The sequence below is a fragment of the Paenibacillus rhizolycopersici genome, assembly GCF_014947195.2.
GTDB classification, from domain to species: Bacteria; Bacillota; Bacilli; order Paenibacillales; family Paenibacillaceae; genus Fontibacillus; species Fontibacillus rhizolycopersici.
In genome coordinates, this window is sequence record NZ_JADCNN020000013.1 from 45,215 (window position 1) to 65,600 (window position 20,386).

25 protein-coding genes and 2 riboswitches are annotated in these 20,386 nt (G+C 52.9%); of the genes, 13 read left to right on the forward strand and 12 right to left on the reverse strand.

What is annotated here, in order from left to right:
- The first annotated feature begins 22 nt into the window (after nt 1-22).
- On the forward strand, nt 23-1,261 hold the full coding sequence (locus IM700_RS14820; protein ID WP_418888788.1) for an MFS transporter: 1,239 nt from the start codon (nt 23-25) through the stop codon (nt 1,259-1,261).
- Nucleotides 1,262-1,310: 49 nt separating this feature from the next.
- On the opposite strand, the gene IM700_RS14825 is transcribed toward IM700_RS14820, so the two are convergent.
- Nucleotides 1,311-1,997: a metal-dependent hydrolase gene (locus IM700_RS14825; RefSeq protein WP_193415316.1), complete on the reverse strand. Its 687-nt coding sequence runs from the start codon at nt 1,995-1,997 to the stop codon at nt 1,311-1,313.
- A gap of 207 nt (nt 1,998-2,204) precedes the next feature.
- Here IM700_RS14825 and IM700_RS14830 point away from each other — a divergent pair, with 207 nt between their 5' ends.
- The 3 genes from IM700_RS14830 to rpoD all read left to right on the forward strand — a co-directional run bounded on the left by IM700_RS14830 (nt 2,205) and on the right by rpoD (nt 4,187).
- Entirely contained in the window at nt 2,205-2,360 is a 156-nt protein-coding gene (locus tag IM700_RS14830) for a hypothetical protein (protein WP_167521295.1), read from the forward strand.
- A gap of 29 nt (nt 2,361-2,389) precedes the next feature.
- A complete protein-coding gene (locus IM700_RS14835) occupies nt 2,390-3,028 on the forward strand; it encodes a DsbA family oxidoreductase (RefSeq protein WP_155608525.1) in 639 nt (212 codons plus the stop codon).
- A 265-nt stretch (nt 3,029-3,293) separates the two neighbouring features.
- A complete protein-coding gene (rpoD, locus tag IM700_RS14840) occupies nt 3,294-4,187 on the forward strand; it encodes an RNA polymerase sigma factor RpoD (RefSeq protein WP_059045062.1) in 894 nt (297 codons plus the stop codon).
- A 46-nt stretch (nt 4,188-4,233) separates the two neighbouring features.
- Here rpoD and IM700_RS14845 read toward each other — a convergent pair whose 3' ends face one another.
- The 4 genes from IM700_RS14845 to IM700_RS14860 all read right to left on the reverse strand — a co-directional run bounded on the left by IM700_RS14845 (nt 4,234) and on the right by IM700_RS14860 (nt 6,759).
- Nucleotides 4,234-5,337 carry a chymotrypsin family serine protease gene (locus tag IM700_RS14845; protein ID WP_193415317.1) on the reverse strand — a complete coding sequence of 368 codons (1,104 nt, stop codon included), beginning with the start codon at nt 5,335-5,337 and terminating at the stop codon, nt 4,234-4,236.
- Nucleotides 5,338-5,444: 107 nt separating this feature from the next.
- Complete coding sequence (crcB, locus tag IM700_RS14850) at nt 5,445-5,813, reverse strand: fluoride efflux transporter CrcB (RefSeq protein WP_193415318.1); 369 nt, start codon at nt 5,811-5,813, stop codon at nt 5,445-5,447.
- On the reverse strand, nt 5,810-6,199 hold the full coding sequence (gene crcB, locus IM700_RS14855; protein WP_239483924.1) for a fluoride efflux transporter CrcB: 390 nt from the start codon (nt 6,197-6,199) through the stop codon (nt 5,810-5,812). The genes crcB (IM700_RS14850) and crcB (IM700_RS14855) overlap by 4 nt, the downstream gene beginning before the upstream one ends.
- Before the next feature lie 40 nt (nt 6,200-6,239).
- A riboswitch (Fluoride riboswitch) is annotated at nt 6,240-6,302 on the reverse strand.
- 43 nt (nt 6,303-6,345) lie between these two features.
- Nucleotides 6,346-6,759, reverse strand: coding sequence for a DUF4183 domain-containing protein (locus IM700_RS14860; RefSeq protein ID WP_155608521.1), 414 nt, complete (start codon nt 6,757-6,759; stop codon nt 6,346-6,348).
- Between the two features lie 213 nt (nt 6,760-6,972).
- Here IM700_RS14860 and IM700_RS14865 point away from each other — a divergent pair, with 213 nt between their 5' ends.
- The 5 genes from IM700_RS14865 (at nt 6,973) to IM700_RS14885 (ending at nt 11,355) form a co-directional block, all read left to right on the forward strand.
- Nucleotides 6,973-8,034: a DUF4183 domain-containing protein gene (locus IM700_RS14865; protein ID WP_204801164.1), complete on the forward strand. Its 1,062-nt coding sequence runs from the start codon at nt 6,973-6,975 to the stop codon at nt 8,032-8,034.
- 14 nt (nt 8,035-8,048) lie between these two features.
- Nucleotides 8,049-8,465 carry a metallothiol transferase FosB gene (fosB, locus tag IM700_RS14870; RefSeq protein WP_193415321.1) on the forward strand — a complete coding sequence of 139 codons (417 nt, stop codon included), beginning with the start codon at nt 8,049-8,051 and terminating at the stop codon, nt 8,463-8,465.
- A 57-nt stretch (nt 8,466-8,522) separates the two neighbouring features.
- The gene (locus IM700_RS14875; protein ID WP_193415322.1) at nt 8,523-9,407 is read left to right on the forward strand and encodes a radical SAM/SPASM domain-containing protein; all 885 of its coding nucleotides are present in this window, start codon (nt 8,523-8,525) and stop codon (nt 9,405-9,407) included.
- Between the two features lie 518 nt (nt 9,408-9,925).
- The gene (locus IM700_RS14880) at nt 9,926-10,747 is read left to right on the forward strand and encodes a class I SAM-dependent methyltransferase (RefSeq protein ID WP_193415323.1); all 822 of its coding nucleotides are present in this window, start codon (nt 9,926-9,928) and stop codon (nt 10,745-10,747) included.
- A gap of 20 nt (nt 10,748-10,767) precedes the next feature.
- The gene (locus IM700_RS14885; protein WP_193415324.1) at nt 10,768-11,355 is read left to right on the forward strand and encodes a TetR/AcrR family transcriptional regulator; all 588 of its coding nucleotides are present in this window, start codon (nt 10,768-10,770) and stop codon (nt 11,353-11,355) included.
- Nucleotides 11,356-11,405: 50 nt separating this feature from the next.
- Here the strand turns inward: IM700_RS14885 and IM700_RS14890 are convergent, their stop codons facing one another.
- The 3 genes from IM700_RS14890 to namA are packed head-to-tail and all read right to left on the reverse strand — an operon-like array spanning nt 11,406 to nt 13,990.
- Complete coding sequence (locus IM700_RS14890) at nt 11,406-12,242, reverse strand: 1,4-dihydroxy-6-naphthoate synthase (protein WP_193415325.1); 837 nt, start codon at nt 12,240-12,242, stop codon at nt 11,406-11,408.
- Nucleotides 12,239-12,919 (reverse strand): futalosine hydrolase, encoded by a 681-nt coding sequence (locus IM700_RS14895; protein WP_193415404.1) that lies wholly within the window; start codon nt 12,917-12,919, stop codon nt 12,239-12,241. The genes IM700_RS14890 and IM700_RS14895 overlap by 4 nt, the downstream gene beginning before the upstream one ends.
- A 60-nt stretch (nt 12,920-12,979) precedes the next feature.
- The gene (namA, locus tag IM700_RS14900; RefSeq protein WP_193415326.1) at nt 12,980-13,990 is read right to left on the reverse strand and encodes an NADPH dehydrogenase NamA; all 1,011 of its coding nucleotides are present in this window, start codon (nt 13,988-13,990) and stop codon (nt 12,980-12,982) included.
- Nucleotides 13,991-14,158: 168 nt separating this feature from the next.
- Nucleotides 14,159-14,267, forward strand: a riboswitch (guanidine-I (ykkC/yxkD leader).
- A gap of 57 nt (nt 14,268-14,324) precedes the next feature.
- Here namA and IM700_RS14905 point away from each other — a divergent pair.
- From IM700_RS14905 to IM700_RS14915, 3 genes are all read left to right on the forward strand, one after another.
- Nucleotides 14,325-14,669: a DMT family transporter gene (locus tag IM700_RS14905; protein WP_193415327.1), complete on the forward strand. Its 345-nt coding sequence runs from the start codon at nt 14,325-14,327 to the stop codon at nt 14,667-14,669.
- Entirely contained in the window at nt 14,669-14,986 is a 318-nt protein-coding gene (locus tag IM700_RS14910) for a DMT family transporter (RefSeq protein ID WP_155608512.1), read from the forward strand. Before IM700_RS14905 ends, IM700_RS14910 begins: the two co-directional genes overlap by 1 nt.
- A gap of 101 nt (nt 14,987-15,087) precedes the next feature.
- Complete coding sequence (locus IM700_RS14915; RefSeq protein ID WP_193415328.1) at nt 15,088-15,684, forward strand: nitroreductase family protein; 597 nt, start codon at nt 15,088-15,090, stop codon at nt 15,682-15,684.
- A gap of 100 nt (nt 15,685-15,784) precedes the next feature.
- Here IM700_RS14915 and IM700_RS14920 read toward each other — a convergent pair whose 3' ends face one another.
- On the reverse strand, nt 15,785-17,584 hold the full coding sequence (locus tag IM700_RS14920; RefSeq protein WP_193415329.1) for an ABC transporter substrate-binding protein: 1,800 nt from the start codon (nt 17,582-17,584) through the stop codon (nt 15,785-15,787).
- 159 nt (nt 17,585-17,743) lie between these two features.
- On the opposite strand from IM700_RS14920, the gene IM700_RS14925 reads away from it, so the two are divergent.
- Nucleotides 17,744-17,926, forward strand: coding sequence for a hypothetical protein (locus tag IM700_RS14925; RefSeq protein WP_155608118.1), 183 nt, complete (start codon nt 17,744-17,746; stop codon nt 17,924-17,926).
- 48 nt (nt 17,927-17,974) lie between these two features.
- Here the strand turns inward: IM700_RS14925 and IM700_RS14930 are convergent, their stop codons facing one another.
- From IM700_RS14930 to IM700_RS14940, 3 genes are read right to left on the reverse strand one after another with little or no spacing between them, the layout of a single operon-like run.
- Nucleotides 17,975-18,967 carry an electron transfer flavoprotein subunit alpha/FixB family protein gene (locus tag IM700_RS14930; RefSeq protein ID WP_193415330.1) on the reverse strand — a complete coding sequence of 331 codons (993 nt, stop codon included), beginning with the start codon at nt 18,965-18,967 and terminating at the stop codon, nt 17,975-17,977.
- A gap of 21 nt (nt 18,968-18,988) precedes the next feature.
- Complete coding sequence (locus IM700_RS14935) at nt 18,989-19,756, reverse strand: electron transfer flavoprotein subunit beta/FixA family protein (protein ID WP_193415331.1); 768 nt, start codon at nt 19,754-19,756, stop codon at nt 18,989-18,991.
- A 45-nt stretch (nt 19,757-19,801) separates the two neighbouring features.
- Nucleotides 19,802-20,386, reverse strand: coding sequence for a TetR/AcrR family transcriptional regulator (locus IM700_RS14940; protein ID WP_155608121.1), 585 nt, complete (start codon nt 20,384-20,386; stop codon nt 19,802-19,804).

A 20,386-nucleotide genomic window follows, 5' to 3' on the forward strand; every position in this document is an offset into this window, starting at 1 on the left:
GATGGGATAGGGGGAGAGCCGTTTGAATGCTCAAGAACAGGCCGTATCTGGAAAACCCGCTGTAAAACGGCGGAAGCTGCTGTTCAGCGCAGGGCTCAGTTGGATGTTCGACGCGATGGACGTCGGTATCATTTCGTTTATTGCCGCCGCTCTGGCGGTGGAATGGAGCTTGACGCCGCAGCAGACCGGCTTCTTTACGGCAATCAACTCCGTAGGGATGGCCTTTGGCGCGGCCATTGCCGGTTATATGGCGGACAAGTTCGGACGTAAATCCGTCTTGTTATGGACTCTGCTGATTTTCTCCGTCGCTAGCGGATTTTCTGCCGCAGCCACGAGCTTTGCCATGCTGTGTGTGCTGCGTTTTATCGCTGGATTTGGCCTCGGCGGGGAGCTGCCTGTCGCATCCACGCTGGTGTCCGAATCGGTCCCAGCCGCTGAACGCGGAAGAGCCGTCGTCCTGTTGGAAAGCTTCTGGGCCGCAGGCTGGATCGCGTCGGCATTGATTTCGTATTTCATCATTCCGGATTACGGTTGGCAGGCCGCTTTTATCATCGGCGCCGTTCCTGCGATCTATGCGCTGTATCTGCGTAAGTCCATTCAGGATCCGGTCCGATTTAAGGAGCAGGTGAGGAATAGTAAAGGGCAGGGGCCTTCCTTCGGGGAACGGTTCAAGTCGGTTTGGGCTTCTCCGCACCGCCGCTCGACCGTGATGCTCTGGATTCTGTGGTTTACTGTCGTATTCTCATACTACGGTATGTTTTTGTGGTTGCCTTCGGTGATGGTACTGAAAGGTTTCAGCCTGGTGAAAAGCTTTGAATATGTGTTAATTATGACGTTAGCCCAACTGCCGGGATATTTTACGGCTGCTTATTTTATCGAGAAATTCGGTCGCAAGTTCGTGCTGGTGTTGTACTTGCTGCTAACGGCGGTCAGCGCGGCTTGGTTCGGAAACGCGACAAGCGAAGGGATGCTGATCGCGGCTGGCATATGCTTATCCTTCTTTAATCTTGGTGCTTGGGGCGGGATGTACGCTTATACGCCGGAACTGTACCCGACCCGTGTACGATCGACCGGTGTTGGATTAGCCGCTTCGTTTGGGCGAATCGGCGGCATTATCGCCCCGTACCTGGTTGGCATGTTGGTCGCCCGTGAAATCGCAATAGGCAGCATCTTCTGGATGTTCTTCGTGACGATTCTGGTCGGAGCACTGGCGGTATTCTTTCTTGGGACTGAGACGCGGGGGAAGGAATTGGCGGATTAAAAAACAGCAAATTGCTGCAGGAAACGCAACAATGTGCTGTTTTCAACGCCTAGAATGTATCCAGAGATTCCCCTGGTTTCAGGGCGTGACCTTGTATACCGATTCGCTCTAGCTCTGCCGCAAACCGTTCACCGTCTTGGGCGATTGCGTCAAACGTATTGTAATGCACAGGTACGACGTGTTTGGCACCAATCCATTCGGCTGCAATCAGAGCATCGTCGGGTCCCATGGTAAAATGGTCGCCGATCGGCAAGAACGCCAAGTCGACCGGCCGTCGGGAGCTTACCAGCTTTATGTCGCTGAAAAGTGCGGTATCGCCCGCATGGTACAATGTAAACCCGTCCAAGTCGAGCAGAATGCCCGCGGCGACGCCTAGATATAAGCTTACGCCGTCTCGGTTGACGGAGGTACTGTGAAGCGCCGGTACCCACTTCAGCCTCCCGAAGGGGAACGTGCGAGAACCCCCAAGGTTCATGCCTACGGTTTGCAGTCCGGCAGTGGCAAAATAATCGGCTAGCTCAACGATGGCAATAATCGGGGCGTTGTTTCGCCGGGCGATGCTTTCCGCATCGGCGATATGGTCGGAATGACCGTGGGTAAGAAGGACGTAATCGGCTTGAATGTCTTCGGCGGCCGCTGCAGCGGTCGGATTCTCAGTTAGATACGGATCGATGACGAGTCGATGCTTCCCCGTGTCCACCTGGATACAGGAGTGTCCCCAATAAGTAACTTTCATTCCAATCACCTCTTATGGAAAAGATATCCTTCACGTCCTATTATAGCCGCCATGGACAGGCAAGTCACATCTTGCGAAATGAGGCGCTGCATAAACGCATATAATTTCCATATGATTGGGATGGGGTAACGGATTGAGGTACGTTTGAAGGTTTTCAATTCGGGTAATCTTAATTGACAAACTCTTAACTTGGAAGGAAGATCCGGATTGAAAATCATCATTACGCAAAGTGAAGCGGTGGAAAAGGGGATTTGGCCGCAAGTCAGAGCTTCGTTCGGACTGACCAAAGAGGACGAGGTTTGGGAGCAGGAACAATTTATCCTTACCGAGGAACAGGCACGTGAATGGGGACTGATCCGGTAGAGGGTGTTTGGAAAAAGGAGGAGATTGACATGAAAATCGAAGTTTGGTCGGACTTTGTCTGTCCGTTTTGTTACATCGGCAAACGCCGCTTGGAGAAAGCGCTGGAATTATTTGATTATCGGGATGAAATCGAAATCGTATACCGCAGTTTTGAACTGGATCCGGGTGCTCCAAAGGACACGGAATCGAGCATCCATGAATTATTGGCGGTCAAATACGGCCTCAGCCTACAACAGGCACAGGAGTCGAACCGGAATGTGGCGCAACAGGCTCAAACGGAAGGGTTGACGTATAATTTCGATACGATCGTGCCGACGAATACGTTCGAAGCCCATCGGTTGGCGCATTATGCCGGGCAGCAGGGCAAAGCCAAGGAAATGAACGAGCGCTTATTCCGAGCTTATTTTACGGATTCCCTGCATATTGGAGAACATGAAACGCTAGTGCGTTTGGCTGAAGAGGTTGGCTTGAATGGTTCCGCGGTTCGGGATGTACTGGAGCAAAATGCGTATGCGGATGAAGTCCGTGAGGATGAGAACGAAGCGAGACGGCTCGGGATTCGCGGCGTACCGTTCTTCGTGTTACGCGGCAAGTATGCCGTATCCGGTGCTCAGCCTTTGGAAATTTTTCAAGGTGCATTACTCCGGGCTTGGGAGGATCGAGAGTAACCTTTGTCGAATAAGAAGAATAGAGGGACGCAAAAAACGCTGATCCTTAGGGATCAGCGTCTCGTTCCATGAACATAATAAAAAATAAAACTTGTATGAGCTAATGAACTGTGGTAAAATGACGGATAGCCACTCACAAGGCACACACGCAATAATCTCCTCAATAGTAGCATAATACCAATGAATTGTCAAATGGATATACAGGTTTTAGAGATATAGAATGGTTTTCGCATTTTTTTCATTTTTTAGGGTGGGGGTCTGGAAGATGACTGAGGACTTGAAGCATAATGAAATGGAATATACCGACGATCTGACGTTACCGCCAGGGATTAAAATCGATGACCCGGTAAGAATGTATTTGAAAGAAATCGGACGGGTGCCTCTGTTATCTGCGGAGGAGGAAATCCAGCTCGCACAGCGCATCGAAAACGGGGACGAGGAAGCAAAACGCCGTCTGGCCGAAGCGAACTTGAGATTGGTTGTAAGTATCGCCCGCCGTTATGTTGGGCGCGGAATGGTCTTTCTGGACCTGATCCAAGAGGGCAATATGGGTCTCATCAAAGCGGTGGAAAAGTTCGATTATTCAAAAGGGTTCAAATTCAGCACCTACGCGACTTGGTGGATTCGTCAGGCCATCACCCGTGCGATCGCTGACCAAGCCAGAACGATCCGGATCCCGGTGCATATGGTGGAAACCATCAATAAGCTGATCCGTATTTCGCGACAGCTGCTCCAGGAGATTGGGCGCGAGCCAACTCCGGAGGAAATCGCCAAGGAGATGGATCTGACGCCGGATAAGGTGCGCGAGATCATGAAGATCGCGCAGGAGCCGGTATCGCTGGAAACGCCGATCGGGGAAGAGAACGATTCGAACCTAGGCGACTTCATCGAGGATCACGATGCTCCGGCACCGGCGGAAGCTGCGGCGTATGAACTTTTGAAAGAGCAGTTAGAGGAAGTATTGGATACGCTGACTGAACGTGAGGAGAATGTGCTGCGGCTGCGTTTTGGGATGGATGACGGCCGTACGCGGACGTTGGAAGAGGTTGGTAAGGAGTTTGGCGTAACCCGGGAACGGATTCGCCAGATTGAAGCCAAGGCGCTGCGCAAATTGCGGCATCCAAGCCGAAGCAAGCGGCTGAAGGATTTTATGGAATAACATTGTAAGCTCCCTAAGGAATCCCTTAGGGAGCTTTTATTATTTCCTATACGTGTCGCCGGTGAGGGCGGGGAGAAGCGTGAATCGGACGTAGGGATTTCACGAGTTTTGCGGGCAACGGTCGGATACACATATATTTTCCGCTCTTCCCCTTTTGGGGTCGAAGCATCCGGCCTTTACGCGGTTTGGCCACGCGAGCGCCGAATACCTGCATAAACCACTCGATGGGATAGGAGATGGACAGCATCCCGTTCTCCGATCCGGCGAAATTGACCGCTGCTGCGAGGTTCCCTTTGTTTGTCAGCCAAACGGAGCCGGAGTCGCCTTCCAGGGAGACCGGACGTTTGCCGCGGATAACGCTTTGATCCTTGAAGGTGATCGTCCCCAAATTACCGTAATCCCCGTAATCGACCTGTACATCGGTATGAATCGATTCCACCGTGCCGGTCACGACCCCTGTAGTGCGGCCGACTTTTTTGAGGCGGTCGCCTATTTTATAGGAACGGACATGGCCGGGGACCGCGCCATAGACGGCATAAGCCGGCTTTAGTAAAGACCGTCTGAAGGGCTTGGAGGTCGCCGCATCCAGATAATTCGGCCGTTTCTTCCTCAGTTTGGTGACACGTTCCAACTGACCGATCCGGTCTTTGGCGGTTGTGCCTCCATCGGCGCCGCCGGGCTGGAGCGTCGGCGAGAAACACCCGGTATTGTTATCGGCGAGGACGTGGTTGTTGCTCAGGATCAAGCGGCTGCACCCGTTTGCGTCACTGCTGACGATGAGGCCAGCCGTGCCGGAAGCATCGGCCGTTCCAACACTGTATCCGGCCACAACGGGTCGGATCCGACGGGTGTACTTACCGCCATTTCCGTTACTGCCTCGTTTACAGAAGCGGGGAGAGCGTACGATACGAATCGGCACGCCGTCACGGGGCTTCAGATAACGAGGTAAAGTGGGGGGGCGTTTTGACTTCGCGTTTTTTTTGGAGGCGACGGTTGTTGACAGGGCATCGGCATATACAATGATAGCTGCGCCTCGTTTGGGGCGTTTGGGGTCCCGCAGGCCGACGCCAATGCCGTGGACTCCGTTCTTCCTCAGCATGTTTCCGGCAATGCGCTGCTTCAGCAAATAAGCTTTACGAAAACTGGCCAAAAGAAATCACCTTTTCTCGCATGATCGCGGATTTGCTGTATGGTATGCAGCTGTCGGTACGCATGATCGTTATACGGGCGTATGCCTTGCTTCGGTCGTCTTTACATTTATGCTACAAGCCAGCCGCCCAGCCAAGCACAAGCCACGCCAAGCAGCGCAGAGGAAAGTACATAGAGGACAGCTTGGCGTTTATATCCTTTTCCGATCAACGTTATCGTCTCGTAACCAAAGGTGGAGAAGGTCGTGTAAGCGCCGCAGAAGCCGGTTCCGAGCATCAACCAGCTCCACGCGGGGATCGAATGCTGCGTGTGCAATCCCGCCAAAATACCAAGCAGGAGGGAGCCGCTGAGATTGATGACCCATGTTCCCCAAGGGAAAAGCGAGCCCTGATGGGCGGACCGAGTTGAAATCCACTGCCCTAGATAGTAACGCAGAAGCGTTCCGAGGATCCCGCCAAGTCCAACAATGACGGTCATGCGTTTTCACCTGCCTTAGAGATGCGCATTCTTTGGCCTAAATTGACCCCGGCCCAAGCCATCAGAAGACCGCCGATCAAACTGGCCAATAGATAGGCGAGTGCTATTGCCAGGTGTCCGGTATGTATGGCATCTACGGTCTGCACCGTGAAGGTGGAGAATGTCGTAAACGCGCCAGTGAACCCGGTACCAACCCCGATGCGCACGCTCGGACGGATATTCCTGATGGCGGCAACGGTAAAAAGCCAGCCGAGAAATAGGCATCCAGCCCAATTGATCAATAGTATAGGCAAGGGGAAAGCCCCGGCAGTTGGAATCCAGAAGGACAGCCCATAACGAAGGATTGTCCCGAAGAAACCGCCGAGGATTAAAGCAAAGATGTTCAATGCAATCAACCTCCTGAAAATAGACAGACTCCTACCAGAGGATCTGGTAGGAGTCATCAGCTCAAATCGAGCGGTTCAGGCGAACTCCATCGCCTTATTGCGTTGGCACCATTTTATGCGATTGGGGGACAGCTCGTCAATAACGATTACGTGATGATTGTGATCGTTGGCGCGGAAATCGTGGGCTGCGTTGTAATTGTTGAAGCGACGCCACCGAAGCTTCCGACTTCTAGCTGGATAGGGGTCCCGGCCGATACGTCCACCGTGCTCATCACCAGGCTGGCCGTCGACAGTGTCGACAACGAGGCTTGCTGAATGACGCCGTTGATGTACACGTTAAAGTAATCGCTGCCGGTGAGCGTCGGCAAGTCGGTAATCGCGGCATCGGCGTCGTCCACGAAGCTGGCGGCGGGGATGGTTGTATCGGTTGCGCCGATCATACCCGGCGTCAAGGAAGCAAAGTAGCGGGTAACCGTTGGCGTCACTGTTGTCGTAATGACGCCTCCCGAGGCGACCGGAATGGAAGCTACCGCTGTAAAAACGGGTTTAATTACAGGCATAAATCCACCTCCTAATCTTTGATAGTATCGATAGATTCGATACAATACATATAATGTCGTGAATGCCTGAATAGAAACGGCATTACGCCTCCGTTGAACATGGAATTTAAGGGATTGGCTTCGAGAGATCCGCCCATGCGCCTCCGGCTGGTCGATCATAGGATACGAAAGTAAGGTTCGAAGGAAGATAGGTCGACCAGGGGGAAGAATCGGATGAGAATGGGTAGAGGCGCATTGAGAGGGAAGATCCGCGTTCGTAAACGGCTGGCTACGTCCATAAGGAAAAAGAAATCCGCGGCAAGAGAGCGCCGCGGGCGCAGTAAAGGACGTGTGTCCCCTTTGCGTAGACAGATCCGGCAAGCGATGCGACTCCTGGAGTGCTATCGCCAGGAGTTGCGGCGGATGGAGCGTCTGGCGAGCGCGAAGGGGCTGATGCCGGCCTCGGACGAAGCGCGCGGAGCAGTCGATCCGCCGGGGCCAGCGGACCCGCCAGGCTCGCCGGGAGCGGCCGGGCCAGCGGGGCCCGAGGGGCCGCAGGGCTCGCCGGGAGCGGTAGGGCCAGCAGGGCCCGAGGGACCGCATGGCGCACCGGGAGCGGCCGGGCCAGCAGGACCCGAGGGGCCGCAGAGTGCACCGGGAGCGGCCGGGCCAGCAGGACCCGAGGGGCCGCAGGGTGCACCGGGAGCGGCCGGGCCAGCGGGGCCCGAGGGACCGCAGGGCGCACCGGGAGCGGCCGGACCAGCAGGACCCGAGGGACCGCAAGGTGCATCGGGAGCGACCGGGCCAGCGGGACCCGAGGGGCCGCAGGGTGCACCGGGAGCGGCCGGTCCAGCAGGGCCCGAGGGGCCGCAGGGTGCACCGGGAGCGGCCGGGCCAGCAGGACCCGAGGGGCCGCAGGGTGCACCGGGAGCGGCCGGGCCAGCAGGACCACCAGGCGTACCGGGACCGCAAGGGCCACCGGGGCCACCGGTAGGCGCCGTCCTAGTTACTTCCGCTGTGTATCGCTACTTTTATGCGCCCCTTGCCGATTTGACCGGAACCGTCGACATTCCCGCCAATCAGTTTACGGATGACGAGGGCAGCCCGCCGTTGGCATTTGCCGGAACCGGTGCAGGCTCCTACGCAAATCTCTTCATCAACGGCATGTTGCAGGAAGGCCGTTTGTACACGGTGGAACCCGTAGTTTTGACGTTGGAGCTGGGTCAGGATATGATAGTCGCAGGTACACCAATCATTCTGGAAAACGTACAAATTACTGCCCAAGCCATAAGTTGATAGGGGGAAATCGGTTGAAGGTTAAGGGCATTAATCATTTCTGCTTTTCCGTATCCGATTTGGATCGATCCATGGCGTTTTATGAGCAAGTCTTTGGGGCGACCCCTTTAGTTAAAGGCCGCAAGCTGGCCTATTTTGACTTGGACGGGCTATGGATTGCACTGAATCAGGAGGACATTCCACGGAATAAGGAGTATCGTACCTACACTCATATCGCTTTTACTATCGAAGCAGGGGATTTTGACGCATTTCTGAATCGGCTCCGGGCATTGAATGTTGAAGTGCTGCCGGGACGCGAGAGAGACCTTCGGGATCAGAAATCGATTTATTTTCTAGACCCGGACGGTCACATGTTCGAATTCCACACCGGCACGCTCAATGATCGTCTGGACTACTACAAAGCGGACAAAGACCATATGCTCTTTTATTGATGCTGATAAATTGATAGAATAGAACATAAACTAAAAATTTTAACGAAGTAGGTCACCATGAAAAAGTTTAAAAAGTTCTACATCGAAACGACCAGTATCTGTAACTTGGCCTGCAGTTTCTGCCCGCCGACCCATCGTCAGGCGCAGTTTATCAAAATTGAGGATTTTCGCAAGATTCTGGACGATATCAAGCCACATACGGACTATATTTATTTTCACGTAAAAGGCGAGCCGCTGCTGCATCCCAAGATCGACCAGTTGCTCGATATCAGCCATGAAAAAGGTTTTAAGGTGAACATTACAACCAATGGTACGTTGCTTCCCAAAGTTCGTCACAAGCTGTTGGGCAAGCCGGCGCTGCGGCAGATGAATTTCTCGCTGCATAGCTTTGACGGACATGAAGGCTCAACCGACCGGGAAGGTTACCTGAAGAGCGTGTTATCTTTCGTCCGGGAAGCGGTCGCTTCATCGGATCTCATTGTTTCCTTCCGCCTATGGAATTTGACCCAGGACAATGAAACGAACCTCCAGCGCATGCGCAATCGTGAGACCCTTGAAATCATCGAACAAGAATTCGATCTCGATTACCGTATCGAGGAGAAGGTTATGCCCGGAAGCGGCGTTAGGTTAGCCGAGCGGATCTATCTTAACCAGGATCATGAATTTGAATGGCCGGATCTGCGGGCGCCGGAGGATGATGGAAAAGGCTTCTGCCATGCGTTGCGCAACCAGGCCGGGATTCTTGTGGATGGAACGGTGATTCCATGCTGTCTGGATGGGGAAGGTGTTATCAACCTTGGGAATGTGTATCAGACACCATTCTCGGAGATTGTAGAGGGTGAGCGAGCGAACCGGCTCTACGATGGGTTCTCCCGGCGCGAAGCGGTGGAGGAGCTATGCCGGAAGTGCGGGTATCGCAAACGGTTCGGCGGTGGGGCGTAAGGTTGCGAAGAAGAGTAGCAAACAAGGAGCTCGAAAAACAAGGGATCGCTAACCCTAGCGATCCCTTGTTTTTTATGGAGAAAGGCAGACGAGTTACTGTAATACTTTGGATATCTTGACAATGGCCAAAATAACAAATAAACTATACATACTAAAATATTTATATAGTATATATAAGGGATGGCGAATGAAAAAAATCAATTCGATCGGCTATGGTCACAAGATACTTTGCGCAGCAGCCATATGCTTAATCGTAATACCAGTAACCAGCCACTTACTTTGGATAACGACAAGTCTTGTGCAGTTTCAACTATTGGTGAAGATGTCTTCGGTATTGGGTCTTATCATACTCCTAGTTCTTTTTGCACTGCTTAAAGTTGAGCTTTATCAAGACAAGAAAAGGGATAGATTCTTTGAAGCCAATTCCCAAACACGCGTACCACTAAGCAACGGTTTGTTCGAATGTCAGACCTGCGGGAATAATCATGTGAAACCCGACCAGAGAAGTTGTACTGTCTGTGGCACCATTTTTAAAAATGGGGGTGAAAACGATGGGAACAATAGATACCCTTGACTTATCGCCAATATCCGAAACATTATTTATCCCTTTGGTAGCGCGTGCTACTGAAACCGCAAGGGAGAACCCCATCTTCTTGGATGAAAAATCAGCAGAAATTCTTAGAACATTGCACCTGGAAGATAAAATAACAGATGGTGGTTCGATATCAACATTAGGTATTCTATCGCGCACAAAGATTATTGATGACGAGTTGAAACGTATCTTATCCCAGAATGCAAACGCGACTATTATCAATCTGGGAGCAGGATTAGACACGCGAATATCCCGAGTGGATAACGGCCTCTTGAAGTGGTATGATCTTGATCTGCCGGATGTAATTCGATTCCGAAGCCGATTTTTTTCTGAAAATGAACGATTTCAATTTATACCTCAATCTGTACTAAACACAACATGGACGGATCAAATCCATCCTTACGAAAACAGTAAGATCGTTATTATTGCAGAGGGCCTGCTTATGTATTTCATGGAACAGGATGTGCTGCAACTACTGACACATTTGGCAAGCCAATACCCCGGAGCTCATATGTTTTTCGATGTTGTTCACAGCTATTTTATCCATAAAAAAATTAGCAGCACTTTTTTATGGGGAATCGATCAAGCAAAAGAGATGGAGAGGCTGCATCCAAGTGTTGAATTGATTCAATACTGGAGTGCAGGAAATCTTTTAAAAGATCGTCAGCCTATGATACTTCGGTTACTGAATATTTTGCCTGCAACCAAAAACAGAAGCCAAATTCTACACATTCGATTTAAACAGTAACTACACATGGAGATGGTGACATGCCGCGTTTTAGCGAAAAGGAGAAGAAGCGAATAAAGGAGAAGCTCCTCACAGAAGGAGAAAGACTATTTACAACATACGGGATGAAAAAAGTGACAATTGATGATCTGGTAGAAGCCACCGGCATTGCAAAAGCCTCATTTTATACCTTTTATGAAAGTAAAGAATATCTGTATTTAGACATCGTTCAAAACATACAGCAGAAAATATTTGCTGAACTCAATATCATTTTAGATTCCAATGGTCATTTACCAAGCGAGGAACGTATTTTGCAGGTGTTTGGGGCTATGTACGAAATGATGATTCAATATCCGATTCTAACTTATATGGATACAACAACCGTAGAGTTAATTGCTCGCAAGGTTTCAAAAGAACGGCTATTCGCCTTCAGGGAACAGAATTTCGATGCTGCTCAAACATTGTATGACCACGGCGTGCGTTTTTCCTGTGATACTCAGACAGTATCCCATGCATTTCAATCTATTTACCATAGTTGGATATATTTGCGGGATCAAGGAGAAGAAATACAATCCACTGTAACTAATATTCTTCTGCGTGGTGTCATCAGTCAAATCGTTACAAAATAGTGAATAAATGAGGCGGCTTTGAAGTCAAAAATCAAAGCCGCCGTTTTGCGCTAAAAGGCAATTTTCAGCTTGGCCGGATCAACTTTAGGCACTAAACCTTCGGCAGCCGCTCGATCCAGTAGCCCGCGGATCGCCGCGTATCCGTCATCGCCTAAATCGGCCGTGTACGGGTTAACGTACAGTCCGATATGTGCTTGCGTGACCTCGGGCGACATCTCCTGCGCATGGCTCATTACATAAGCGGCCGAAGCATCCGGATGCGCCCAGGCGTATTGCACGGATTCCCGCGTCCAGCGGGCAATCGAAGCAAGGTCCAGCGAACGACGGGCGATGATGGCGCCAAGCGGGATAGGCAAACCCGTGTCGGCTTCCCACCAGTTCCCCAGGTCCTGGAGCAGGTTCAGCCCATAATTTTGATAGGTGAAGCGGGCTTCATGGATCACCAGGCCGGCGTCGATGTCGCCGCGCTTAACAGCGGGCATGATCTCATCGAACGGCATAACGATGATCTCGCCGATGCCGCCGGGAACATGCTTCGCTGCCCATAGCCGGAACAGCAGATAGGCGGTGGACCGTTCGCTGGGAACCGCGACGCGGCGACCCGACAGGGCGGAAGGTGAGGCTGCGCCTGCCGTCAAAACCAGCGGTCCGCAGCCCCGGCCCAGTGCCCCGCCACAAGGAAGCAACGCGTACTCGTCCAGCACCCAAGGAAGGGCAGCATAAGAAATTTTCAGCACTTCAGGTCCAGTACCGGAAGCTGCCCACCCGTTCGTGATATCAATATCAGCATAGGTCACGTCCAGTTTAGGCGCACCCGGGATCAAGCCATGAACCCAGGCATGGAACACAAAGGTATCATTTGGACAGGGAGAAAAAGCGATTTTCATGATAGCAACACCTCCGGTAGTTTTGCACAAGCTTGCTCTAAAGCCTGCAGGGCATCGCCTATTTTCCACAATTCCCGCTGACGCGGACCAATAGCGTTGGAAATGGCGCGCAGCTCCAGCACGGGAATGCCAAATTGGCGAGCGGCTTCGGCGACGCCAAAGCCTTCCATCGCTTCGGCACCGGCGCCGGGGTAACGCTCGATGAGCGAGCGTGCCGTATCCACCGTTCCTGTCACGGTGGACAACGTCAATATCGGACCGTAGTGTACCGACAGTCCGGTGGTCCGAAGCGCCTCCGCCCAGCGAGCCGAGAGCTTGTCCGCCACGGCGATCCGGGGCGAGCCGAAGCCCAGCTTGTCCACGCCGGCGAAGCCGTCCGGCGTTTCCGCGCCGAGGTCGGCGGCGATGATTTCGCTCGCAACGACGAGCGAACCCATGCCGGCAACCTCGGCGAATCCGCCGCCGATCCCGGCGCTGACGACGAGACTGTACGCGCCATCAGCGACTTGGCCAGCACGAGCGAGCGCGGCCGCTGTTGCCGCCGCGGCCGATGCCGGGCCGACACCGGCCAACTGTACATCGGCGCCATCATAGCTGCCGAGACCGCGAAGGACGGCCTGTTGCTCGGCTTCTACGGCCGTCATGATCAGAATTCTAGAAGGGGAACGGTGATTCATCATATCTCAAGAACAACTCCTCGGTTCGATGGACAAATTCACTTTACTGAAGGATGAAACTTAGGCTCTTTGGTACGGTGCCGGACGCTCAAGCGTCGTGCGCAGTGCTTTGGCGGCATCATAGGCCCAATAAGGGTTACGCAGCAGCTCGCGGCCGAGGAACACCAGGTCCGCCCGACCGTTGCCGAGAATCTCTTCGGCATGGCTCGGCTCGCTGATGAGGCCAACGGCACCGGTGGCGATGTCCGCCTGGCGGCGAATTTGTTCGGCCAGGTTCACTTGATATCCCGGAAACGCGTGAATTTGTGCGGGAACCAATCCGCCAGAGCTGCAATCGATCAAATCGACGCCTTGCGCCTTCATGCGGCGGGCATAATCGATATATTGCTCCAGCGAGTTGCCTTCGGGATCGTACTCGTTCGCGGAAACACGTACAAACAACGGGCCGGTCCAAACCGAATTGACCGCCTCGATCACTTCATGCAGAAGCCGGTATCGGCCGTCGGCATTGCCGCCGTATTCGTCCTCCCGGTGGTTGGTAAGCGGGGAAAGGAATTCGTTCAGCAAATAGCCATGGGCTCCGTGGATTTCAATGACATCAAAACCGGCCTCTTTGGCGCGGCGGGCTCCTTCGCGGAAGCCTTCGATAATCCGACGAATATCCTCGGCATCCGCGGCTTTCGGCGTTTTCTTCTCCGGGAACGGTATGGCGGAAGGGGCGATGATCGTCTCTTCGAGCTCAGCTTTCCGTCCGGCATGAGCTAGCTGGATGCCGATCTTAGCGCCATTTTGATGGGCTAGGTCTACGAGCTGCTTCAGCCCGGCGATGTGTTCATCGCTCCAGATGCCAAGATCCCGATAGGTGATCCGACCTTCCGGTACGACGGCCGTCGCTTCGATTAGGATCAAGCCAACGCCGCCGACGGCGCGGGACGCATAATGGATCCGGTGCCAATCGTCGATTTTTCCGTCAGGATTAGGGGAAGAATATTGGCACATGGGAGACATAACGATCCGGTTATTAAACGTCACCTGTTTGATGGTAAACGGGGAAAAGAGTTGGGCACTCATCTACTTCACTCCTTAGCAGTATCAAAGTCATCAATAAACTGTCAATATCCATGTTAGTCGATGGGATTACAACTTACAAGTACGCAGCATTTTGTTGGAGTAGCAATTTTGATACATAAAATATGAACTTTGCTTGACCCCGCACCGGGAATCGGTTAAGATAGCTTTCGAATCGTTACCTAGGGTTCCGCGGCGGATCAAACTGCCGGACTGGTCCAAGAGGGAACGCGCGGCAGTTGAAGTGCCGTGGACACGGAGGGACAAAAGCCCGGGAGATATCGCTTTTTGATATCTTTCGGGCTTTATTTTTTTCAGAAGGAGAGGGTCTTGCAGCATGAAGCGCGATTGGGGGTTAGTCGGGATCGCCGGCTTATTTGAAATCGGATGGGTGATCGGTCTAAAGCATGCCGGGGATGTGCTAAGTTGGAGCGGTACGGCGGTCTGCATTGTGATGAGTATGTATCTCCTTATTTTGTCCGGACGCCGGCTTCCGATCGGCACGGTATATGCCGTTTTTACGGGGATTGGTACAGCCGGTACGGTGATCGCCGAAATGACCTTGTTTGGGGAACCGTTCCGCTGGATCAAGCTGTTGCTCATTCTGCTGCTGCTTGTCGGCGTAGTCGGGCTGAAGCTGGTAACCGATGGGGAGTCGCAACAGGAAGGGAGGCCTAACTGATGGATTGGATTCTGCTTGTTGTTGCCGGATTTGGCGAGGTGCTGGGCGTGATTGGGATAAATAAAATCAATACCCGGAAGAGCTTTGGAGCATATGCCTGGATGGCGGGCGGTTTTTTGCTCAGCTTCTTGTTCCTGACCTTAGCGATGCGAACTATCTCCATGGGGACAGCTTATGCGGTATGGACAGGGATTGGCACGGCGGGAAGCGCCGTCGCAGGGATGATCCTTTACGGGGAATCCCGGGAGTGGCGGCGATTATTGTTTATCGCATTTATCTTAGGTGCAGCGATGGGGTTAAAGTTAATTAGCGAGTAAAAGGAACTGCTTCGGAGCGGATTGGTTTGTCGTAAGATGGGACACATTAAGGGGGGTTCCATTCCCATTAAACCAGGCAGAAACGGAGCGATATGAAACAAATGAGCGATTTTTGGAATGCCGTCAAAACGAGAAGAAGCATATATGCCATAGGCAAAGACATTCCGATTTCCGAGGATCGGATCGAGGAGATCGTGAAAAACGCGGTGCTTTATTCGCCATCCTCGTTTAACTCGCAAAGCGGCAGGGTTGTCGTATTGTTCGGCGAGCAACATGATAAACTTTGGGACATTACGAAAGAGTCGTTGCGCAAAGTGGTTCCGGCGGACAGTTTTGGTCCGACGGAAGACAAAATGGCTGCCTTCCGCGCCGGCCGCGGTACCGTATTGTTCTATGAGGATCAGGCGGTAATCGAAGGGCTGCAGAAGCAATTCGCTCTATATGCGGACAACTTCCCGGTCTGGTCACAGCAATCCAACGGCCTCCTGCAGTATGTGGTCTGGACAGCCCTGTCGGATGAAGGCATTGGCGCGTCCCTGCAGCATTACAATCCGTTAATCGACGATGAGGTGCGTAAGGAATGGGCCGTTCCGGAAAGCTGGAAGCTGATCGCGCAAATGCCGTTTGGCAAGATTGAAGCTCCGGCGGGCGACAAAGAATTTACCCCGATCGAGAGCCGCATGAAGGTGTTCAAATAGGGAGCCGAGCAGTTATGTTGCGAAAAAAAGAAGCGTTTGGTCAATCGACCAAACGCTTCTTATCGTATTTCCATGTAACCCTCGAAATTCCATAGTGAATTTAGCTTATGGAGGTGAGCCAAATATCCTTGAAGTCCATCCAGCCCAGATTGTTGATCACAAGTCCGCGGATGGACGGGTGGACGTAAGTGTTCAACATGCTATGGATCAGGAAGGTGACCTGCGCCTCCTCCTGAAGCCGTAATTCGATCTGCTGCAGCAAAGCCCGACGCTTCTCGGGGTTGTCGGACGCAAAAACCTCGTCCACCATGCCAAACACCCAGCGGCTTAACTCCGGCGGCATATGCAGACGGATGAAGCTGTCTTCCTGCAAATAGCTCTCCAGTTCGCACACCTCGTCCTCGGCGAAAATGAGGCACATTAAAATAGCATCGGATTCCCGTGCAGCCGATTTTGCCATCTCGGATTTGCTATGGTACACAACTTCGACTGGGATCCCGATCGCAGCGCATTGCGATTTGATCCATTCTGCTTCCTCTCGTTCAAGATGATGGGCTGCCAGGCGGAAAGGCTCGCCTGTATATCCCGATTCCTCCAGCAACTGACGGGCGGCCGCCGGGTCGTGTCGGTGGATGCCCAGAGTCGTATCATTGGTCGGTTGGAAGCTACGCGCCGGATAACCGGATTTGCCCGTGGCCTGAATCATCCCGGGGCGGTCGATCACTAAGTTCACGGCCTGTCGAAAAGCGAGCGATTGCTGCGGTCCAAGTCGATTGCGGTTCCAGGAAATCATGCTAGAGCCCCGACTTAAGGTCTCGATGCGTTTCCAATCGTCACCGGCCCGGGCGGGAACTCGCGAATCGTTTACAATCAACTGCTCCCACTTCAACTTGGAGGAATTCGGGATATCGTCGGGCAGAAAAACTAAGGTTACGCCGTCCAAATAAGGGCGACCGAGAAAATATCCTGCATGCACCTCCAGTTCCATCCGGTTCGGGCTCCAATGCGTGAGCCGGAAAGGGCCCGTGCCGCTTGGAAACTGCCAAAACGCATTTTCGTCCTTACCGAGTAAATCGGCGGGAAGGACGGAAGCGCAGGAGGAGCAGAGCAGACGGGGAAGCAGCCAATTCGGTTGATGCAATGTGAATAAGACGGTTCGCGTATCAAGGGCTTCGATTCGCTGTACAGTCGTCATCAACCAGCTATTCGTCGAATTCTCCCGCAGCCGAGAAAAGGTGAAAACGACGTCCTCGGCGGTGAGCTCTTTTCCATGATGGAAACGGATGCCTTTACGCAGATGGAACGTCCAAGACTTACCGGTCTCGTCATGTTCCCAGTGATGAGCGATCATGCCGGCGACCTGGCCCTTCGTTTGATCGTACTGAACCAGTCGGTCGAAGATTTGCCGCACGAGATGGGAATCGAAGCCGTAAAACAGATGCGCCGGATCCAATGTTAGCGGGGCTTTATACACCGGTAAGCGGAAGATGTCCCTACAGCTTTGGCCCGCGGCCAGCTGTTTTTCCGCCCCAAACTGGTCATTCAGCCATTGAATGAACCGCTCCCGTGCATGGATGTCTTCCTCGTGCTGGTGCAGGAATTCAAACGCCGATCGATATTCCCCTTTTTCCGCTAGCCTTTGGGCAAGTTCAATGATGAAATTTTCCCGGTTAGCCCGAAAAACCAAACGTGAGCGATTCCCGCGCCCCCGCCCAGGAGACCATTCGATCAGACCTTCCTCCTGCAGCTTGCGGATAATCAGCTTCACGTTTCGCTCCGTACAGTGAAACAGCTTTGTTAAATCATCCAACGCCACCTCAACTTCGCGGGGTTCCGCCGAATCGCCTCTTGACTCGGCATAATGATCCAACAGTGCCATATAACGTTCTGCGGTCAACACACCAATACACCTCCATTAGCTCCCATCGCTCACTTGTCGACAAAAAAAGGGGAAATGACTTTGGAATAGTATACTCTTTTTCTTCCTGCTTTTGAAGAAGATAATGGAAATATCCAGAGGGGTGGGCGTAACCAGTCCTACAGGCAGGGAGGTTGTCCTATGAATTATGAGGAATTTTACCGGAGGGAAAGAGAGATCCAGGAGTTCCATCAGTTATTGAAAAGACCTGGCGGACCCCAATGCTTTGCGGTGAGAGGCGTTTCTGAACGTCCGCGAAAAGTCCGTACAAGAATGGGCAGCTTTGGCAAGGTGCTGCGGTCGTTTTTTCAAATGTTCCAATAACTCCAAATGCTGAAAATGCCTGCATCGGAAGATGCAGGCATTCGTTTCCTAAGAGGTGCGTTCAGCGAAAACTTGCTTGAATTGCTCGGTTAACAAAGGGACGACCTCGAATAAATCTCCGACGATCCCGTAGTCGGCGACCTTGAAGATTGGCGCTTCGGGGTCTTTGTTAATCGCAATAATGATCCGCGATTGGCTCATGCCGGCTAGATGCTGGATCGCACCGCTGATCCCGCAAGCGATATAAATTTCCGGCGTGACCACCTTGCCGGTTTGGCCGATTTGCAGCGCATAGTCGCAGTAACCGGCATCGCAGGCGCCGCGAGAGGCGCCGACGGCTCCGCCGAGGCTGTCTGCCAGTTCTTCCAGCACCTTAAAGCCGTCGGCGCTTTTGACACCGCGTCCTCCGGATACGACGATCTTCGCTTCGGTGAGATCTACCTTGCCGGACACCTTGCGCACCACGTCTTTGAGGATGATACTCAGCGGTGTAGGCGGAGTGAACTCCAATGGAACGATTGTGCCTGCGGCAGAGGCTGGGTCAGCGGGAGGAAGGTTGTTCGGACGAAGGGTTACGATTCCGGTGCCGTCTGACAGCCTGGTTTGCTCAAAGGCTTTGCCCGCATATAGCGGACGTGTAAAAGAAATGCCGTCGCCGTCCTTGGTGATGGCGGTAACGTCGGAGATTTGCCCGCAGGCAAGCCGTGCGGCAAGCTGGGGGGCGAGATCGCGGCCAATGGCCGTATGCCCGAGCAGAATCAGTCTTGGTTCGTCCGGCAAGGCGGCCAGTGCTTGCATCGCCGCTTCGAAGGCTAACTCCGGCTGATAGGCTTGGAGCTCGGGATGATCCACCACCAATACTTGGCCGTTGACATGACGAGCCAGTTCGGCTGCCGTATCATCCATTTGGTGACCCAGCAGCACAGCCGTGAGGTTATCGCCATCCTCCCGCAGCAGATTGGCGGCGTGAAGCGCTTCCAAGGAAACCTGACGAAGTTTTCCGTCCTTCGATTCGACGATCACCACGTATGTTTTGCTCATGAGTTAACGCCTCCTTTTGATTTAAATAACCTTAGCCTCGGAGTGCAGCAACCGAACCAATTCCGCCGCTTGCTCGGCGGGTGAGCCGGCCAGCAGCTTACCAGCTTGACGTGCCGGGGGCAAGGAGAGGTTAAGTCGCTGCGTTTTCGCTTTAATATCACCTTCGCTTAGCTCCAGATCGGTCAGTGCCAGTTCGCGGAACGGCTTCTTCTTGGCTTTCATGATCCCGGGAAGGGAAGGATAACGCGGCTCGTTTAATCCTTGTTGCGCGGTCAATACGGCGGGTAGCGTCACCTCTAGCGTTTCAGCGTCGCCTTCCGCGTCTCGGACGACCGTTGCGCGGTCTCCGCTCACGATCAACTCGGTGATCGACGAGACGTGGGGGAGAGCGAGCAGTTTGGCGAGCCGCACAGCGACTTGACCCGCCCCGTTATCAACCGAGAAGTTGCCGCCTAAAATGAGGTCATAGTTCAGGGTTTGCAGGAAGGCGGCGAGCAGGCGAGAGATCCCATATTCGTCCGTATCCAGCGTCTCTGTGGCGATTCGTACGGCTTCGTCAGCGCCCATCGCCAACGCGGTGCGCAGCGCTTCCGCCGTTCTTTCCGGCCCGGCCGATACGACCGTCACCGTACCGCCGTATGTCTCTTTCAAGCGCAGTGCTTCTTCCACTGCGTATTCATCATAAGGATTGATGACGAACTTAACCCCATCTTCACTAACTTTTCCGTCGGTAATGACGATTTTTTCCTCCGTGTCGAAGGTTTGTTTCAAGATGACGACCACATGCATGCTTGCCAACTCCTTTCAAAATAAAAATAGAATTAGGCATGAAATTTACTTCTTAATCGCACGCAGAAAAAAGTCTACGGTGTTCTCCACCTGGCCAGTGAGAGAATACTTCATGCCTGAAATGAGCCAGGAAGTGACGACCTCGTCCAGCGCTCCGAAAATCAACTGCCGTGACAGCTTTGTATCTAGGTCGGTACGGAATGCACCTTCCTCGATCCCCCTTTTCAAGATATGCTCGATCAAGGTGATATAGGGCTTCACGGCAAGGCCGATGGCCTTGCGCAGCTCTAGTGAGCTTTGGCGCAATTCGATTTGGGTGACATAAGCAAAATTCACGTTCTGCTCCAGATGGGTGAAGTGGATTTCGCACACCTTACGTAGTGCTTCCTCGGCCGTGTTCGTTTCGCGGATACTCTGATGGAACAGCTCGACGAGCTTCCCCAACCGATCTTGAAAGAGGGAGATCAGGATATCCTCCTTATTTTTGAAATATAAATAAATCGTACCGTCTGCGACTCCGGCCTCTTTGGCGATTTTAGACACCTGGGAGCCGTGAAATCCGTTCTCCGCAATGACTTTTTCCGCGCCATCCAAAATCATTTCAAATTTTTCCTGTTTCCTACTTGTCAT

Bases quoted from the DNA above. Each gene is read 5' to 3' on its own strand.
- IM700_RS14825 (WP_193415316.1), bottom strand. From the start codon at position 1,997: ATGAAAGTTACTTATTGGGGACACTCCTGTATCCAGGTGGACACGGGG.
- IM700_RS14835 (WP_155608525.1), top strand. From the start codon at position 2,390: ATGAAAATCGAAGTTTGGTCGGACTTTGTCTGTCCGTTTTGTTACATC.
- rpoD (WP_059045062.1), top strand. From the start codon at position 3,294: ATGACTGAGGACTTGAAGCATAATGAAATGGAATATACCGACGATCTG.
- crcB (WP_193415318.1), bottom strand. From the start codon at position 5,813: ATGACCGTCATTGTTGGACTTGGCGGGATCCTCGGAACGCTTCTGCGT.
- IM700_RS14860 (WP_155608521.1), bottom strand. From the start codon at position 6,759: ATGCCTGTAATTAAACCCGTTTTTACAGCGGTAGCTTCCATTCCGGTC.
- IM700_RS14865 (WP_204801164.1), top strand. From the start codon at position 6,973: ATGAGAATGGGTAGAGGCGCATTGAGAGGGAAGATCCGCGTTCGTAAA.
- IM700_RS14875 (WP_193415322.1), top strand. From the start codon at position 8,523: ATGAAAAAGTTTAAAAAGTTCTACATCGAAACGACCAGTATCTGTAAC.
- IM700_RS14885 (WP_193415324.1), top strand. From the start codon at position 10,768: ATGCCGCGTTTTAGCGAAAAGGAGAAGAAGCGAATAAAGGAGAAGCTC.
- IM700_RS14890 (WP_193415325.1), bottom strand. From the start codon at position 12,242: ATGAAAATCGCTTTTTCTCCCTGTCCAAATGATACCTTTGTGTTCCAT.
- IM700_RS14895 (WP_193415404.1), bottom strand. From the start codon at position 12,919: ATGAATCACCGTTCCCCTTCTAGAATTCTGATCATGACGGCCGTAGAA.
- namA (WP_193415326.1), bottom strand. From the start codon at position 13,990: ATGAGTGCCCAACTCTTTTCCCCGTTTACCATCAAACAGGTGACGTTT.
- IM700_RS14905 (WP_193415327.1), top strand. From the start codon at position 14,325: ATGAAGCGCGATTGGGGGTTAGTCGGGATCGCCGGCTTATTTGAAATC.
- IM700_RS14910 (WP_155608512.1), top strand. From the start codon at position 14,669: ATGGATTGGATTCTGCTTGTTGTTGCCGGATTTGGCGAGGTGCTGGGC.
- IM700_RS14915 (WP_193415328.1), top strand. From the start codon at position 15,088: ATGAGCGATTTTTGGAATGCCGTCAAAACGAGAAGAAGCATATATGCC.
- IM700_RS14925 (WP_155608118.1), top strand. From the start codon at position 17,744: ATGAATTATGAGGAATTTTACCGGAGGGAAAGAGAGATCCAGGAGTTC.
- IM700_RS14930 (WP_193415330.1), bottom strand. From the start codon at position 18,967: ATGAGCAAAACATACGTGGTGATCGTCGAATCGAAGGACGGAAAACTT.
- IM700_RS14935 (WP_193415331.1), bottom strand. From the start codon at position 19,756: ATGCATGTGGTCGTCATCTTGAAACAAACCTTCGACACGGAGGAAAAA.
- IM700_RS14940 (WP_155608121.1), bottom strand. From the start codon at position 20,386: ATGACAAGTAGGAAACAGGAAAAATTTGAAATGATTTTGGATGGCGCG.